This is a genomic window from Pyrinomonas sp., assembly GCF_040289685.1.
Classification (GTDB): domain Bacteria; phylum Acidobacteriota; class Blastocatellia; order Pyrinomonadales; family Pyrinomonadaceae; genus Pyrinomonas.
In genome coordinates this window covers 1-14504 of the sequence record NZ_PSLQ01000045.1, presented here as the reverse complement: position 1 = coordinate 14504, position 14504 = coordinate 1, and the positions used below count along the sequence as shown (strand labels likewise).

Below are 14504 nucleotides of genomic sequence, written 5' to 3'. Positions count from 1 at the left end.
ACACCGCACCTTCCGAAAGAGGCAAAGCGCTTCCAACCTCGCCCCGCCGACGCTCGAGGCGCGAAGAACGAGCCGACGTCCCTCAAAAAACGCATCACCATCGCGTAGAACGTCGAATCATCCCGCCTTCGATGAACAACGCGCGATCGCACCGTTGCGCCACCTGTTCGTTGTGCGTGACGATCAACGCCGTCGTTCGATGTTCGCGGCAAAGCGCGATCAGCAGTTCCACCACGTCCGCCGCCGTTTGCGGATCGAGGTTGCCCGTCGGCTCATCGGCGAGCAACAACGATGGCGTCGAGATCAAAGCGCGCGCGATGGCCGCACGTTGCTGTTCGCCTGCCGACAACCGAACGACGGAGTGTGCGCTGCGGTCGCTCAACCCGACCCGTGCGAGCAACCGCCCGGCTCGCTCTTGAGCTTCCCGCCTCGACCGCCGCGCGATGAGCAACGGCAGCGCGACGTTCTCCAGCGTTGTCAGATCGGGCAACAAGCGGTGTGCTTGAAAGACGAGCGCAAGGCTCTCTCTTCGCCACCGCGCGAGCGTCGCCTCGTCGGCGCGCGTGACATCGAAGCGATGAAAGACGATCTCGCCAGCGTCGGCCTGTTCGATTCCGGCGATCAAGTGAAGCAGGGTCGTCTTTCCAGCCCCGGAAGCCCCCATAATGGCAACGATCTCGCCCTCATTCACGAAGAAGCTCGCACGTCGCAACACGTCAACCGAACCCTTCATCGGATGGCGAAAGCTTTTGCACAAGTCGCGCACGACGAGCGCTGCGCCACCGTCCTCGACCGGTTCAATCCGATTCGCGATCCTTTCCGCTTCCGTTGACGACAAAGCTGCGCTGGAGTTTTCCATCCCTTCCTTTTTTGAATGCACCGCTTCTCACGCGACGCCACCTTTTATTCGTTCCGCAGCACCTCCGCCGGGCGGCGACTTTGCGCGCTGCGTGCCGGACCGACCGAAGCCCCCAGACAGATGATCAAAGCCACTACAGATGCCGCAAACACGTCCAACGTGTGCGGATGAAGTTGGACTGCGCTGATCGAGTAGACATCGGCGGGAAGACGGATCAGACCGAAGCGGTTGCCGAGCGCGCACGCGCCCAAACCGCCCGCCGCGCCAAGCGCAACGCCGAAGCAACCGATGAGCAGACCTTGTGCGATGAAGATCACATGGATGCTCGCTGTGCTTGCGCCCATGACGCGCAACATGGCGATCTCGGCGCGACGTTCGGCGACCGTCAACGAAAGCGCGGCGAAGACGTTGGTCGCCGCGACGCCGATCAACAAAGCGATGAGCAGCGCGACCAATCGCCGTTCCAAGGCGAGCGCCGTGAAGAACGGGCGGTTCGCTTCTTGCCAGGTGACCGCGGAAAAATCCGGACCGAGCGTGCGGCGAACCTCATCTTCCACCGCCGCAACGTCGAAAGGGTCAGCTACTTCGAGGCCGATGACCGTGGGCGTGCCGGTCCATTCGATGGCCGCGTTCAACGGCACGTACGCCCAAGAGGCATCGTACTCAAACAGGCCCGAACGAAAGATGCCGACCACGCGCGCCGTCACCATCCGCGGCTCAAGTCCGTCCAGCGTTCCGCCGCGTGCAACGATCAAAGACACTGCGTCCCCCACCTGCGCGCCGATCCTTTCAGCCAACTTCTCGCCGACGATGATTGGCGTCGGCTCGCGCTCTTGGTGAAAAGCGGTCAAAGACCCAACGACGAGCGCCGGGTCTTCAGCCTCGAACTCCGTCTTTGCATCGAGCGCGCGCAAAACGGCGGGCGAAATCGCTTCCCGGCCTTCCACGAGCGCGCCGACGTAGGCGGTCGCATGCGCATGTCGCACGCCTGGTAACGTCTGCAGACGGGCGACCAAAGCGCGCCAATCGTTGATAGCACCACCATCGTTTCGCATCAACGTGAGGTGATCGGCGCTGCGCAAGATCTTTTCGCGCACCGCATCGCGAAAGCCGTTCGCCAACGCGAGGGCGAAGATGAGCGCGCCGACGCCCGTGGCGATGCCGAACGTAGCGATGCGCGTCACCCACCGCGCCGCTTTTCGACCGCGCGGCGCGCGCAAGAAACGCCATGCCAAAAACAGTTCGTAAGGCATCATCGCCCGAAGCGCCTCGCCGCGATTTTGCGATGCCGACCGGAGCCTTCACCCGGCTTCACAATCCGAGGAGCTTGCGCACGCGCTCGAACCGCGCGCGTCGCCGTTCGCTTCGATTCTCCGGCAGCAAACGCCACAACTCCGGATCGTCGCGTGCGCTCGCATCGTCTGGCGGACGGATTTCGAAGATCGTCTCCGACACGCGACGAAAGCGAAAGCGCTCTTGCAAACCGACCAGCGCGCGCGTCTCTTCTTCTTGCCAACCGCGCGTTGCCCAAAGGCGCGGATCGACGTCGAGGAAAACGCGCTTGCCCTCGCTCAAGCGTTGCGCGATCAACTCCGGAAGGTGCGGTCCAGGCCAGCCGCCGCCCGTGCCAATCGTTTCCCATTCTCCCAAGCCGACGCCGCGCCAAAAGTTGACGCTGACGGTCTGCCCACCAGCCATCACCACTGCATCCGACGGCAGCAACGCGAGCCTCTTCTTGTACTCACCGGTGAGCGCATGCGCGGCGAGCGTCGGCCACGTGTAAGCATAAACCGCCAGTCCAATCGCTGCCGTGACGAGCGAAACCAGCGCCGCGGCGCGCGCGAAAGCGCGTCGTTCGTCTTGCGCCTTGTCTCGCCAGCATCGCCAGAGATAGTCGCCGACGAGCGGTGCAAGCGCCGGCAGTCCTGTCAGGAGGTAGCGTCCGTTGAGGACCAAGCTGTAGTGCGCAACCAGCGCGAGGTTGGCGACCAAACCGATCAATGCCGCAACGAGCAACGGCGAGAAACCGCGTCGCCACGCGCGCGCAAGCGCGCACGGCAGAACCACCAAGACCACTGGCGCGGCGATGAAGAAATAGGCCAAAAGCGCGCGCAAGTTGCCGATCGAGATCGGATGCCGAGCCGATTCCGCTTGCGCCGCTCGGAACCACTCCAACCACCAAGCGCGATAGTCGCCGAGATCGAGCGCGAAGAGCAAAGCGAACGGGCCGAAAGCGCAGAGCAGAAAGATCGCTGCAGCCAACGCGGTGGTCTTCCCTTCCACGCCGCGCCAACGCCAGCCGCTAGCCAACGGCATGAACACAAGCCACGGCGCATAGAGCAAAGAGGCTTCGCGCATGTTTGCGCTCAACCCAAGCAGCGCCGCGCCCGCAAGCACGAGAAAGCGCCGCCGTTGCTGCAATCCGCGCAGGTGGACCACCAAAGCCGTCGCCAACAGAAAGATGGCCGGGATTTCGGTCATCGCCTGCCCGCTGTAAATGATGAAAAACGGCGACAGGCCGACGAGCAGGGCGGCAATCGTCGCCGCTTCCGCTGAACGGGTCAACTCTTTTGCCAAAGCCCAACAAGCGACGACTGCGATCGGACTCTGCACGACGACAACGTACTTGAAGAGCAAGTAGGCTTGTTCTCTAGGAAGTTCGACGAACGCTTGCGCTAGGCGCCAGAGCAGATGATTGAAGAAGATGAAGAGCATGCGCCCGAGCAGCATCGAAGAGGGACGGCCTTCGAGCGCCAACACCGTGTAATCGAGCGCATCCCAATCGCCGGCAAACGGATCGACGAAGACGAGCGCTAGGCCGCAGACCAAAGCCGCCACGGGCAACCACCAGCGCCACGCGCGCAGCAAGCCGAACGGATGCGCCACATCTAGATGTTTACGGCTGTTTTCCATCGGGCGCAAGCGCTTCGATGAGCCCCGCATCCATCGAATCTTCGGCCCGTTTGACCATGGTCAAGCGGTTGCCGCGTTCGTTGTAGCTCGCTTCATCCATGATGTTGAAGATCAAAAGCACGCCGCGTCCGCTTGGTTTGAAGAGGTTGGCCGGATCGCGCGGATCGGGGACGCTCCCGACATCAAATCCTTCGCCTTCATCCTCGATGGTAAAGCGCGCTTCCTTGGGCGTCAGCTCCGCCGTGATGCGCACGATCTTGTTCGGATCGTTCTTGTTGCCGTGAATGATGGCATTGGCGATGGCTTCATCGAGCGCGACGAACAGATTGGAGCTTTCCGGTTTGACGATGCCGAGCTTGATGATTCGCTCCATCAAGTAGTTGAGCACGCCGTTCATCAACTTCAGGTCGCTCGGCAACTCGAACTCGATCCGTTCACGAACGTAAGGGAGCAGCTTCGCCTCCTCGATGAAGCGGAGCTTGTAAGATAAAGTCTTCTCTACGATCTGCTGCAGCTCTTCGGGATCGTAAGGACGACGCAAGTAGTTGGCTGCGCCCATTCTGAACGCTTTGATGATGCCCGGCGAAGGCGTCTCCGAAGTTGAAACGACGACGGGGATCAACAGGCGCTTCTGCTTCAATTCGCTCAACAACTGCATTCCGGCAGCGCCGTCTTCGACCAAGTCGCTGATGACGAGATCGAAATCCGCCAAGTCCTCGCGCGCCAATGCCTCATCGCCGCTGCCGACGGCGACGACTTCGTGCCCCAGTTCGGCGAGCGCGCCTTCAAGCGTGCGCCGAAGTTCATCGTTGCCATCGACGATGAGAATGCGTCTTTTTCCCATCGAATGGGCCTCGTCGACTTAAAAATCGGGAGAGGACCGTTCTTCGTCCTATACGATCAGAAAGCCTCGCAGGTTCACATCTTATCATTCGCAACCAGGTCAAAGCCAACCACAAGGAGGACGCTCGCCAACGCGCCCCGTCGTAGAGCCTCTTCCGCTTCAAACGGGAGGTCGGTCTGCGCTGCGACGCCGACGCGGCGCGATGAGCGCCGTCGCCAGCGCAAAGTTTTTTCGCTTTATGAAGAAGTTTCTGCTAGACTAACGCGCTGCTGAACATGCAACCGAGTTCGACGCTGTCGGTCGGCTCTGACCGACGCGAACAAGAGCGCCTCGCGCGCGTCTATAAATTCGCCGATCTCGCGCGCTACTCGCCGCGCGAGCGGTTGATGATACGCATCGCCGATCTTCTCTTCTACGCGCTCATTCGTCTGATCGGCAGCACGGTGCGTTACACGGTCGAAGGGTGGGAGAACTGGCAAGTGGCTGCGCGCGCAGGCGCGCCAATCTACGTCTTTTGGCACAACCGCATCTTTTTGGCGACGCACTTTTGGCAACGACGCGGCATCGTCGTGATGACCTCGCAAAGCCGCGATGGCGAATACATCGCCCGTTTCATCCAGCGTTTCGGTTACGGTGCGGCGCGCGGATCAAGCACGCGCGGCGGAGTGGGCGCATTGGTCGAAATGGTCCGCCTCGTGCGACATGGCATCCCAACGGCGTTCACCGTTGATGGCCCGCGCGGGCCGCGCTATGTCGCCAAAATGGGAGCGGTGATGCTGGCGAAAAAGACTGGCCAGCCGCTCCTTCCCTTCACCATCGAAGCGGCGCGACACGTCGAGCTTCCGAGTTGGGATCGGTTCCAAATTCCGCTACCATGGACGCGCGCAACCGTGCGCATCGCGCCGCCGATCCACGTTCCAGCGGACGCCGACGATGCGCTATTGGAGGTCAAGCGCGATGAGCTACAACGCGCGCTGGACCGAATCAGCGGCATGCAACGATGAACTCGCAAAGGGGTGCACCATGATCAACATCGAACGGATGAAGAGGACTTTTCTCGACCTCGTGCAGATCGACAGCCACTCACGGCGGGAAGGGGAGATCGCCGCCTATCTCAAACGGCGCTGCGAAGAGATGGGCGCACAAGTCGAAACGGACGACGCTGGCGAAAAGATCGGCGGCGAAACCGGCAATCTGATCGCGCGCTTCCGCGGCACAGTTTCAGACGCCCCGCCCTTCCTCTTCAGTTCACATATGGACACGGTCACGCCCGGCGAAGGTGTGCGCCCCATCGTCGAAGGCGACATCATCCGTTCCGATGGGCGGACCATCCTCGGCAGCGACGACAAATCGGGCATCGCCGTCATCCTCGAAACCGTTCAAACCTTGCGCGAACAAGCGATCCCACATCCCGACATCGAAGTGGTCTTTTCGATTTGCGAAGAGATCGGATTGCTCGGAGCCAAACACCTCGACGAAAAGCGCTTGCGCGCGCGCGTCGGCATCGTCTTCGACGCTGAAGATCCGAACGAGATCTTCACGCGCGGGCCATCAGCTAACCGCATAGAGTTTCGCATTCACGGCCTTGAAGCGCACGCCGGCATCGCGCCCGAACAAGGCATTTCGGCCATCAAGATCGCCGCCGAAGCCATCGCCGCCATGCGACTCGGGCGCATAGATGCGGAGACGACGGCGAACATCGGGCAGATCGAAGGCGGGCGCGCGACCAACATCATCCCGAATCTCGTCACGCTCAAGGGCGAAGCGCGCTCGCTCGATGAACGTAAGCTCGAAGAGCAAACGCGCCACATGATCGAGTGCGTGCGTCGCGCTGCGGAGCCATACGCCATCACGCTCGATGGCAAAACGGTGCGCGCGCGCGTCGAAGAGGAGGTCGAACGCAGCTATCCAGCGCTCAACGTACCGGAGGATTCTCGCCTGGTCCAATTGATCAAGCGCGCGGCGGAACGGCTCGGACGCCAAGCGAAAACCGTCTCGTCGGGCGGCGGGTCAGATGCCAACTTCCTGTGTAGCAAAGGCATCGAGTGCGTCGTTGTCGGCACGGGGATGCGCGCCATTCACACGGTCAATGAGTGGATTGACATCAAAGAGATGCGCGCGGCGGCTGAACTCGCCATCGAAGTCATCCGCCTACACGTTGCGCGCGCCTGAGCGCCATGAGACTCGAAGGCAAAACGGCTGTCGTCACCGGCGGTGCCGTGCGCGTCGGGCGAGCCATCAGTCTGGCGCTCGCCGAAGCGGGCGCGCGCGTCGTCGTCGCCTACCATCGCTCCGAAGCAGCGGCTCACTCGCTCGTCGCCAAGATCGAACGCGACTTCGACACGCGCGCCATCGCCGTCCGCTGCGACGTAACGCGCGCCGATGATATCCGGGATCTTTTCGATGAAGCCGAGCGCGAGTTCGGCGCGGTCGAAGTGCTCGTCAACAACGCGGCGATCTTCGAACGCCATCCCGTGGAAGATTTGTCCGAAGCCGATCTCGTGCGCGCCTTCGACGTCAACTTGAAAGGCTCTTACCTCTGCGCGCTCGAAGCCGGGCGCCGTTTGAGAGCACGCAACGCTGCTGGCAAGATCATTCAAATCGCCGACGTCGCCGCGTTCGTCGCTTGGCCGTCCTACACGCCCTATTGCATTTCGAAAGCGGGCACGCTCATGCTCGTCAAATGTCTGGCCAAAGCCTTTGCGCCCAACGTACAGGTCAACGCCATCGCGCCAGGCCTCGTCCTCCCAGAAGAGGGCATCAGCGCCGAAATGATGCAGGCAGCGCTGGCACGCACGGTGATCAAACGTCCCGGCTCGCCCGAAGACGTCGCGCGCGCCGTGCTCTTTCTGATCGAGTCAGATTACATCACCGGCACGACGATCATCGTCGATGGCGGACGACATCTCGCGTGAGCGTTTGCCATCGAGCAGATTCGCGAAAAACTTCCGAACGCAGTTGACGAAGTGGTCAGCCTTGGATTCACGCTCAAAGGGAAGCGCGCTCGCTGAGATCGACCGAAGGATCGTGCCACTTATTGACACTCCCACGGCGCGCAGCGCGTGGGATTCACGGTTCGTCGCCACTTGCCCGCGATACGCAGGTCTTACAGCGGCTCCCCAAGCGTTTTGCGTCTCGGTATGCCCTACCGCGACGGGGATATGTTTTATCCCTTCGGCCCGGATGTTCTCTCGCCGCGTTCAGGTCCCGGTCATGCACCGCCCCACACTCGCAGGTCCAGAGCCTCAGTATAGCGCGCTTGCCTCCCACCCTGTTATGTGCCCCTGCGGGGCACGTGGGGGAGTCCATCTATCCCACCCCTGAAGGGGATGGGTTTTATAGCTCCCCCACACCCCCTCTTTTCTATAACCGCGGCGCGACGCCCGTACCGGGCGTGAAGGTTAGGCGTGTGAATCCCACGTGCTGCGAGCCGTGGGGTGTCAATCGGTCCGTAAGCTATTGGCTTGCGGACCATTTTCTTTTCCGGATAAACTCCCGTTACTAACTTGTTTTGAGTTCAACGCGGGGAGCTTCATTCGAGGTCACGCGTTGGCCCACAGAAAACGTGGTGCAAGAGAAGAAGGAGCCGGGGCCATCACATCATCAGGCGAAAGCGATTGACGAGCTTTGATATCGGCAAGGCGAGCGGGGCGCGCGACAAGAATTGCGGGGTCTTTTCTGAGAGATGGGCGAAACAGGTGACTCAATAAAGATGAGCATCGGAAACGAAGCGTCGCGTGAGGCTTCGGAGCGACCTCACCGCAGCGGTTTCGTCGCGCTCGTCGGGCGGCCCAACGCTGGAAAGTCCACGCTCTTGAATTACCTCGTTGGCGAGAAGATCGCCGCCGTCTCCGACAAACCGCAGACGACGCGCTATCAGATTCGCGGCATCATCACGCGCCCCGAAGGGCAGATCGTGCTCGTTGATACGCCGGGCATTCACCGCCCCGGCTATCTTTTGAACCGGCGTATGATGGCCGCCGTGATGGACGCGCTCGAAGGCGTCGATCTCGTCTTGTTGATCCGCGACGCGGCAACGGCGACGGGCAACGGCGACCGCTTCGCTCTTCAACTCGTCAAAGATGCCGGCAAGCCGTCCATTCTGCTGCTCAATAAGATCGACAAGCTCAAAGACAAATCGAAGCTTTTGCCGTTGATCGAGTGGTACAGCAAGCAGATGGATTGGCGCGCCATTGTCCCCATCTCGGCCTTGACCGGCGAAATGGTCGATACGCTCATCGGCGAGATCATCGCGAATCTGCCGGAAGGGCCGCCCATCTTCGACGCTGACGAATTGACCGATCAACCGTTGCGCATGATCGTCGCCGAGCTGGTGCGCGAAAAGATACTCGAACTGACCGGTGAAGAGATCCCTTACGTAACCGCTGTGGTCACTGAAAAGTTCGAGGAGAGCGAGCGTCTCGTGCGCATTCATTGCGCGATCTTCGTCGAACGGCCATCGCAAAAGGCGATCATCATCGGCAAAGGCGGCAAACGCTTGAAAGAGATCGGCACGCGCGCGCGACTTGAGATCGAAAAGTTGATCGGCAAACACGTCTACCTCGAACTCTTCGTCAAAGTTGAGGAAGATTGGCGCGACAAAGAGCACTTGCTTGACGAGCTGGGCGTGCGTGAACGCGCTCCATAGCTTTCAACTCACGCCCGCCGAGCAGACAATGGGCCATGAGATCGGATGAGATCGAAAAACCAACCGCGTGGTACGCGGTTGCGATCACCTGCCGCGAACGAGCCGCTGAAGCCGCCGAGCATGCCCTCTCCGAAGCGGGCGCGCTCGGGCTAGAAACACGCAGCTTGGCCGATGGACGGGTTCAAGTTGTTGGTTATTTTCCAACGCCGCCATCGGATGCGACGCTACGCGATGCGCTGGAAGAATCGCTACGCATACACGAGTGCGCTCCCGCCTGCATCGCTGAAGTACGCATCGAGAAGATCGCGGCGCGCGACTGGCTCGCTGAGTGGCGGCGACACTGGCAACCTGTGAGCGTCGGACGATTTCTGATCGCCCCTCCGTGGTGCGAAACGGGCGCGAGACCTGATCAACTGGTCATCCGCATTGAACCGGGCATGGCCTTCGGCACAGGCACACACGAAACCACGCGCCTTTGCTTGCACGCGATCGAACGCCACTTTCGCGGTGGGACGTTGCTCGATGTCGGCACGGGCACGGGTGTGCTAGCCATCGCTGCGGCGAAACTCCATCCGGAAGCGCACATCGAAGCTTGCGATCTCGATCCGCAAGCCATCTCGATCGCGCGCGTCAACGCCCAAGTCAACGGCGTCGCCGAGCGCATACGCTTCTACGTCGGCACCGTCGACGAGCGAACCCCTTCTGCCGCGTGCGTCGTCGCCAATTTGACGGCTGACGTTATTGATCCCATGCTGCCACTGCTGCTTGACGCATCATGCGAGCACTTGATCCTTTCCGGCATACTCGTCTCGCAAACCGAAACGATGCTTGCACGCTTGACGGAATTGGGCGCAACGCAACGCGAGATCATGATCGAAGGCGAGTGGGCCGCCATCGTCGCCTAGCACCAACGCTTCGCAACGCTCATCGCTAGCAGATGCTCGATGAGTGAACCAGCGAATCGTCCGTTGCCGTTTTGCTGCGCACATCGAAGCGATGCCAAATAAAGCGAGGAAAAGATGACTGATGGCTAAACACCGCTTCTACGCCCCACCTGAAGCCTTTTCGCCCGACGGCGCGACGGTCGAACTCGCGCCGGATGAGGCGCATCACCTGCGCGACGCTTTGCGCCTGAAGACGGGAGCGGAAGTCTTCGTCTTCGACGGTCAGGGGCGCGAGTTCCGCTGCATCGTCCGCAAGATCGACCGACGCGACGACGCCATCTCGCTCGATGTGGCAGAGAAAGTCGCGCCGCAACGTCCCGAATCGCCCCTTGACCTCACGCTCGCGCTCGCGCTTCTCAAAGGCGAAAAGTTCGATCTCGTCGTTCAAAAGGCGACTGAATTGGGAGCAACGCGCATCGTCCCGCTGATGACGAGGTTCGCCGACGTCAAGCTCTCGGACCAGCGCGCCGTCGAAAAACGCCTCGCGCGGTGGCAAAGGCTCGCCATCGAAGCGGCGAAACAGTGCGGACGCGCGCGCCTCCCAGCTCTTTTGCTTCCGATCGCTTTCAGCGATTTCGTCGAGAACGGATGGACCGAACTCGTCGCCGCGCGCACGGCGACGCAAACGATCATGTTCACCGAGCGCGATGGAGAGAGCCTGTTACAGGCAGTCGCTGCTTACATCCCATTGAAGCAGGCCATCGCCGTCGTCGGCCCTGAAGGCGGATGGGATGATGAAGAGATTCGACGCGCGCGGCACGCGGGTTGGCAGCTCGTCACGTTGGGCGGCAGAACGCTGCGTGCCGAAACGGCCGCCATCGTCGCCGTCACGCTCCTTGAACACCTTCACGGCGATCTGCGTTGAAGTCGCTCTTCCGCTCACGTCGAAACCGTTCTCTTAAAAGTTACGTCCGGCCGTCCGGCTTCAAAACATCTTTCCCTCGCAGACGTCGGCATTGAAGTGGGGCAACGGACTTTGACTAACGCCGCGACCAAGGCGCACAATAGCAGGAGAGATTGGAAGGAGCGATCATTATGGCCCTGACCAAAGAGGAAGCGATTAAAAGAGCGCGCGCCGATCTAGCTAAACGGCTCGGCATCAGCGAGAGCGAGATCACCGAAAGCAAGGTCGAACAGGTTGATTTTCCCGACCTCGCTCTCGGCGCACCCGAAGAGGACGAAATGAGCGGACAGATGATCACTTCCGGCTGGCGCATCGAACTAGCCGCGCACGGCCAGAGGTACGAATACCGGGCGGACAAAAACCAACTCCGGCTCTTCAACTTCAAAGGCGTGAACTATCGCGTCTGAGGCGCGAAACGGTCGCGGAGGTATCGAGCGATGAACCGAAAAACGTTTCCCATTCACCTGACGTTAGCCACGGTGCTCATTCTGCTGGCGGCTATTGCTGGGCAGATACGCCGAGAGTGGCAAGAACGAGAGAATCGGCTCGCGCGCCAAATGCCGACGCAAAAGATGGGCGAACTGATGCGCAAACGGGCCGAGGTGCTCGTTCGCTTTCGCCCCGACGTTGCGCCGCAAGAGATCGCGCGCATCTCATCGTTGCTACACGATAACATCGAAGACCGCATTGAATCCGTGCCCGGACTAGTCGTCATCGCCGACGAAGATGGCTTGGATGCCGAGCAGGTCGCAGATCAATACCGTTCGTTGAGCAACGTTGAATACGCCGAGCCAAACTACGTCATCAATCTCGAACCGGACCCGCAAAGCGCGACGGCGACGAAATTCACCATAGACTATTCGTTGCGACAAGCGGATGATCCGGATGAACCTGACGACGCCTTGTTCCCTGAACAATGGTCGCTCAAAAACAGCGGGCAACGCGGCGGAAAGATCGGAGCCGACATCTCGGCCTTGAGGGCATGGAGCAAGACGACCGGCAGTCAAGAGGTGGTCGTCGCCGTGCTCGATAGCGGCGTTGATTACCTGCACCCAGATCTGCTCAAAAACATCTGGGTACGCCCGCAGAACATAGCCGCTTATAACGATCCTGAGCTGGGCCAGATAGACGATAAGTTTGGCTACAACGCGATCAAAAACGACGGCGATCCCATGGATGACAACGGTCATGGAACGCACGTCGCGGGCATCATCGGCGCGGAAGGCAACAATCAGATCGGCATCGCGGGCATCAACTGGAATGTGCGCATCATGCCGCTGAAGTTCCTCTCATCTGGCGGCTTCGGTACGACCAAGGACGCCATCGAGTGTATCAACTACGCCATTGACCGCAAGCGCGCTGGCGTTCCCGTGCGCATCATCAACGCCAGTTGGGGATCGACGCGGCGCTCGCGTGCGCTCGAAGACGCTATTCGCCGCGCTGGCGAAGAGGGCATCTTGTTCGTCGCGGCTGCCGGCAACACGGGCAGCAACACGGACATCGTCCCGCACTACCCGGCGAGCTATCGTTTGCCCAACGTCATCAGCGTCGCGGCGCTTGACCGTCAAGACCGACTTGCCTCTTTCTCCAACTACGGACCGAAGAGCGTGCACATCGCAGCACCGGGCGCTGAGATGTTGAGCACGTGGCCTGGCGGCGCTTACGAAGAGCATTCCGGAACCTCGATGGCAACCCCAGTGGTAGCAGGCGTCGCAGCGTTGGTTCTCTCGCTGGAACCCGATCTTTCGGTCAACGAACTGCGGACGAGGTTGCTCGATGCGGTCGATCCGCTTAATACGCTGAGCGGCAAGATCGTAACCGGCGGGAAGATCAATGCGGCGCGCGCTGTCGGCGCTCAGTAACATAGAGGCTCAAAGAGCACGCTCGCTATACCTGTCGCGCGCTCCGACAACCAACCTGTTTCTAAAAGCTCAAAGGGCCGCATTCACGATGCGGCCCCTTTGACGTCTTGTCGCTCTACCTTTCGGTTTCGCTCTTACCAATTGACCACGAGTTCTTCCGTGTCCTGCCAAACGGGTACGTCCTCGCTGATGGCGACGCGCTCTAGGTGCTTCGGGTTGGCGAGCAGTTTGCCCGCACCCAATGCCACGGCTGCCAACGGGTCTTCCGGCACGGCCACATGCAACTGCAGCTCTTTCTGCAGCCGCTCCGCCATGCCATCAAGCAGCGCGCCGCCGCCCGTCAAAATGATGCCCGATTGGTAAATGTCGGCCGTTGTATCCGGCTTTGAGTCCTCGATCGCGCGACGCACTCCGGCAACGATCTCCGCCAAAACAGGTTCTATCGCCTCGCGCACCTCGTCGGAACTGATGCGCACCGCTTTGGCCAGTCCGTCGGTGATACGCTTTCCGACAACCTCTATGCAACGCGCGCCCTCTTGCCCGCACCGACCACGACTCAAAGCGCCCAGTTCCTTTTTGACATGTTCAGCCGTGCGTTCGCCGATCGACATTTCGTACCGGCTGCGCACGTAGTCTCGAATCGCTTCATCCAAGGCGTTGCCAGCAACTGGCAAGCTGCTCGATGCGACCACCGTCCCTGAAGCGATGATGGCGATGTTGGTCGTTCCGCCACCAACATCGACAACAAGATGTGCGCGCTCATCTTCGAACGGCAACCCCGCGCCGAGCGCAGCGGCCAGTCCCTCATCAACTAAATCCACTTCGGTCGCTTTGGCATCGCGCGCCGCACCGCGTACCGAACGACGCTCCAAAGGCGTGCTCGAGCCAGGGACGCCGATGACCATATAGCTTCGGCGGTGCGTCCCGCCAAGCGCACGACGAATGAAGGCTGTGAGCATCTTCTCATCTGCGTCGAAGTTGTTGATCGTTCCACCACGAATGGGCCTGTGCACCTCAGCATCATGCGCCTCGCGCCCGAGCATCTTGAAAGCTTCTGCCCCGACGGCAAGAGTCTCTCCCGTGTACTTGTGAATGGCGATGGCCGATGGCTCGTTCAAAACGATTCCCCGCCCGGGTGCGTAGATGAGCGTATTGACCGTGCCGAGGTCGATGGCCAATTGAGTGTTGAAAAATTTAGTCAGAAACCTCATAAAAATCTCCCAGTTGAACGACCGCTTGCGAAGGAGATGCGGCTCTTGACCCGTCCCATATAAGGCACGAGGCAAACTCTATGCCACTGAGATCGAATCGCTTGCTCTGTAGAGAAAAGCTTAAAAAGAGCCTTTTACCAGAGCGTAAACCGACCATTTCGTGTACTTGCCTCCAGCGGCACGGTGCGAAAAGCAGACAAGTTCTGTCGGCGACTGTCTACTCCCTGACTTAAGATGTCGAAAGAGCAAACAACGATTCATTCGGTGCGGAAGAGGCTTTCGACGCCGAGCGATCAGATCTACGCTCAGCAAACTAAGT

14 protein-coding genes are annotated in these 14504 nt (G+C 60.4%); 8 read left to right on the top strand and 6 right to left on the bottom strand.

The window, feature by feature from the left end; genetic code table 11:
• Nucleotides 1-94: 94 nt before the first annotated feature.
• The 4 genes from C4334_RS10255 to C4334_RS10240 are packed head-to-tail and all read right to left on the bottom strand — an operon-like array spanning nucleotide 95 to nucleotide 4616.
• A complete protein-coding gene (locus tag C4334_RS10255; RefSeq protein WP_352431995.1) occupies nucleotides 95-859 on the bottom strand; it encodes an ABC transporter ATP-binding protein in 765 nt (254 codons plus the stop codon).
• 44 nt (nucleotides 860-903) lie between these two features.
• Nucleotides 904-2115 carry an ABC transporter permease gene (locus C4334_RS10250; protein WP_352431994.1) on the bottom strand — a complete coding sequence of 404 codons (1212 nt, stop codon included), beginning with the start codon at nucleotides 2113-2115 and terminating at the stop codon, nucleotides 904-906.
• 55 nt (nucleotides 2116-2170) lie between these two features.
• On the bottom strand, nucleotides 2171-3772 hold the full coding sequence (locus tag C4334_RS10245; protein ID WP_352431993.1) for a glycosyltransferase family 39 protein: 1602 nt from the start codon (nucleotides 3770-3772) through the stop codon (nucleotides 2171-2173).
• Entirely contained in the window at nucleotides 3756-4616 is an 861-nt protein-coding gene (locus C4334_RS10240) for an ATP-binding response regulator (protein WP_352431992.1), read from the bottom strand. Before C4334_RS10240 ends, C4334_RS10245 begins: the two co-directional genes overlap by 17 nt.
• Before the next feature lie 275 nt (nucleotides 4617-4891).
• Here C4334_RS10240 and C4334_RS10235 point away from each other — a divergent pair, with 275 nt between their 5' ends.
• From C4334_RS10235 to C4334_RS10225, 3 genes are read left to right on the top strand one after another with little or no spacing between them, the layout of a single operon-like run.
• The gene (locus C4334_RS10235; RefSeq protein ID WP_352431991.1) at nucleotides 4892-5620 is read left to right on the top strand and encodes a lysophospholipid acyltransferase family protein; all 729 of its coding nucleotides are present in this window, start codon (nucleotides 4892-4894) and stop codon (nucleotides 5618-5620) included.
• Nucleotides 5574-6788: a M20/M25/M40 family metallo-hydrolase gene (locus tag C4334_RS10230; RefSeq protein WP_352431990.1), complete on the top strand. Its 1215-nt coding sequence runs from the start codon at nucleotides 5574-5576 to the stop codon at nucleotides 6786-6788. Before C4334_RS10235 ends, C4334_RS10230 begins: the two co-directional genes overlap by 47 nt.
• Before the next feature lie 5 nt (nucleotides 6789-6793).
• Nucleotides 6794-7531 (top strand): SDR family NAD(P)-dependent oxidoreductase, encoded by a 738-nt coding sequence (locus tag C4334_RS10225; protein WP_352431989.1) that lies wholly within the window; start codon nucleotides 6794-6796, stop codon nucleotides 7529-7531.
• A gap of 154 nt (nucleotides 7532-7685) precedes the next feature.
• On the opposite strand, the gene C4334_RS14815 is transcribed toward C4334_RS10225, so the two are convergent.
• Nucleotides 7686-7925 (bottom strand): zinc ribbon domain-containing protein, encoded by a 240-nt coding sequence (locus tag C4334_RS14815; RefSeq protein ID WP_502943380.1) that lies wholly within the window; start codon nucleotides 7923-7925, stop codon nucleotides 7686-7688.
• A gap of 403 nt (nucleotides 7926-8328) precedes the next feature.
• On the opposite strand from C4334_RS14815, the gene era reads away from it, so the two are divergent.
• The 5 genes from era to C4334_RS10200 all read left to right on the top strand — a co-directional run bounded on the left by era (nucleotide 8329) and on the right by C4334_RS10200 (nucleotide 12974).
• On the top strand, nucleotides 8329-9264 hold the full coding sequence (era, locus tag C4334_RS10220; protein ID WP_352431988.1) for a GTPase Era: 936 nt from the start codon (nucleotides 8329-8331) through the stop codon (nucleotides 9262-9264).
• Nucleotides 9265-9299: 35 nt separating this feature from the next.
• Entirely contained in the window at nucleotides 9300-10169 is an 870-nt protein-coding gene (locus C4334_RS10215; RefSeq protein WP_352431987.1) for a 50S ribosomal protein L11 methyltransferase, read from the top strand.
• 121 nt (nucleotides 10170-10290) lie between these two features.
• Nucleotides 10291-11073: a 16S rRNA (uracil(1498)-N(3))-methyltransferase gene (locus C4334_RS10210; RefSeq protein ID WP_352431986.1), complete on the top strand. Its 783-nt coding sequence runs from the start codon at nucleotides 10291-10293 to the stop codon at nucleotides 11071-11073.
• Nucleotides 11074-11243: 170 nt separating this feature from the next.
• On the top strand, nucleotides 11244-11519 hold the full coding sequence (locus C4334_RS10205; RefSeq protein ID WP_352431985.1) for a DUF8738 domain-containing protein: 276 nt from the start codon (nucleotides 11244-11246) through the stop codon (nucleotides 11517-11519).
• Nucleotides 11520-11549: 30 nt separating this feature from the next.
• Nucleotides 11550-12974, top strand: a complete 1425-nt coding sequence (locus C4334_RS10200; protein WP_352431984.1) for a S8 family peptidase — start codon at nucleotides 11550-11552, stop codon at nucleotides 12972-12974.
• 134 nt (nucleotides 12975-13108) lie between these two features.
• Here C4334_RS10200 and C4334_RS10195 read toward each other — a convergent pair whose 3' ends face one another.
• On the bottom strand, nucleotides 13109-14185 hold the full coding sequence (locus C4334_RS10195) for a rod shape-determining protein (protein ID WP_352431983.1): 1077 nt from the start codon (nucleotides 14183-14185) through the stop codon (nucleotides 13109-13111).
• Between the last annotated feature and the right edge of the window lie 319 nt (nucleotides 14186-14504).

Bases quoted from the DNA above. Each gene is read 5' to 3' on its own strand.
- C4334_RS10255 (WP_352431995.1), bottom strand. From the start codon at position 859: ATGGAAAACTCCAGCGCAGCTTTGTCGTCAACGGAAGCGGAAAGGATC.
- C4334_RS10215 (WP_352431987.1), top strand. From the start codon at position 9,300: ATGAGATCGGATGAGATCGAAAAACCAACCGCGTGGTACGCGGTTGCG.
- C4334_RS10245 (WP_352431993.1), bottom strand. From the start codon at position 3,772: ATGGAAAACAGCCGTAAACATCTAGATGTGGCGCATCCGTTCGGCTTG.
- C4334_RS10230 (WP_352431990.1), top strand. From the start codon at position 5,574: ATGAGCTACAACGCGCGCTGGACCGAATCAGCGGCATGCAACGATGAA.
- era (WP_352431988.1), top strand. From the start codon at position 8,329: ATGAGCATCGGAAACGAAGCGTCGCGTGAGGCTTCGGAGCGACCTCAC.
- C4334_RS10225 (WP_352431989.1), top strand. From the start codon at position 6,794: ATGAGACTCGAAGGCAAAACGGCTGTCGTCACCGGCGGTGCCGTGCGC.
- C4334_RS10195 (WP_352431983.1), bottom strand. From the start codon at position 14,185: ATGAGGTTTCTGACTAAATTTTTCAACACTCAATTGGCCATCGACCTC.
- C4334_RS10240 (WP_352431992.1), bottom strand. From the start codon at position 4,616: ATGGGAAAAAGACGCATTCTCATCGTCGATGGCAACGATGAACTTCGG.
- C4334_RS10205 (WP_352431985.1), top strand. From the start codon at position 11,244: ATGGCCCTGACCAAAGAGGAAGCGATTAAAAGAGCGCGCGCCGATCTA.
- C4334_RS10210 (WP_352431986.1), top strand. From the start codon at position 10,291: ATGGCTAAACACCGCTTCTACGCCCCACCTGAAGCCTTTTCGCCCGAC.
- C4334_RS10250 (WP_352431994.1), bottom strand. From the start codon at position 2,115: ATGATGCCTTACGAACTGTTTTTGGCATGGCGTTTCTTGCGCGCGCCG.
- C4334_RS10235 (WP_352431991.1), top strand. From the start codon at position 4,892: ATGCAACCGAGTTCGACGCTGTCGGTCGGCTCTGACCGACGCGAACAA.
- C4334_RS10200 (WP_352431984.1), top strand. From the start codon at position 11,550: ATGAACCGAAAAACGTTTCCCATTCACCTGACGTTAGCCACGGTGCTC.
- C4334_RS14815 (WP_502943380.1), bottom strand. From the start codon at position 7,925: ATGGACTCCCCCACGTGCCCCGCAGGGGCACATAACAGGGTGGGAGGC.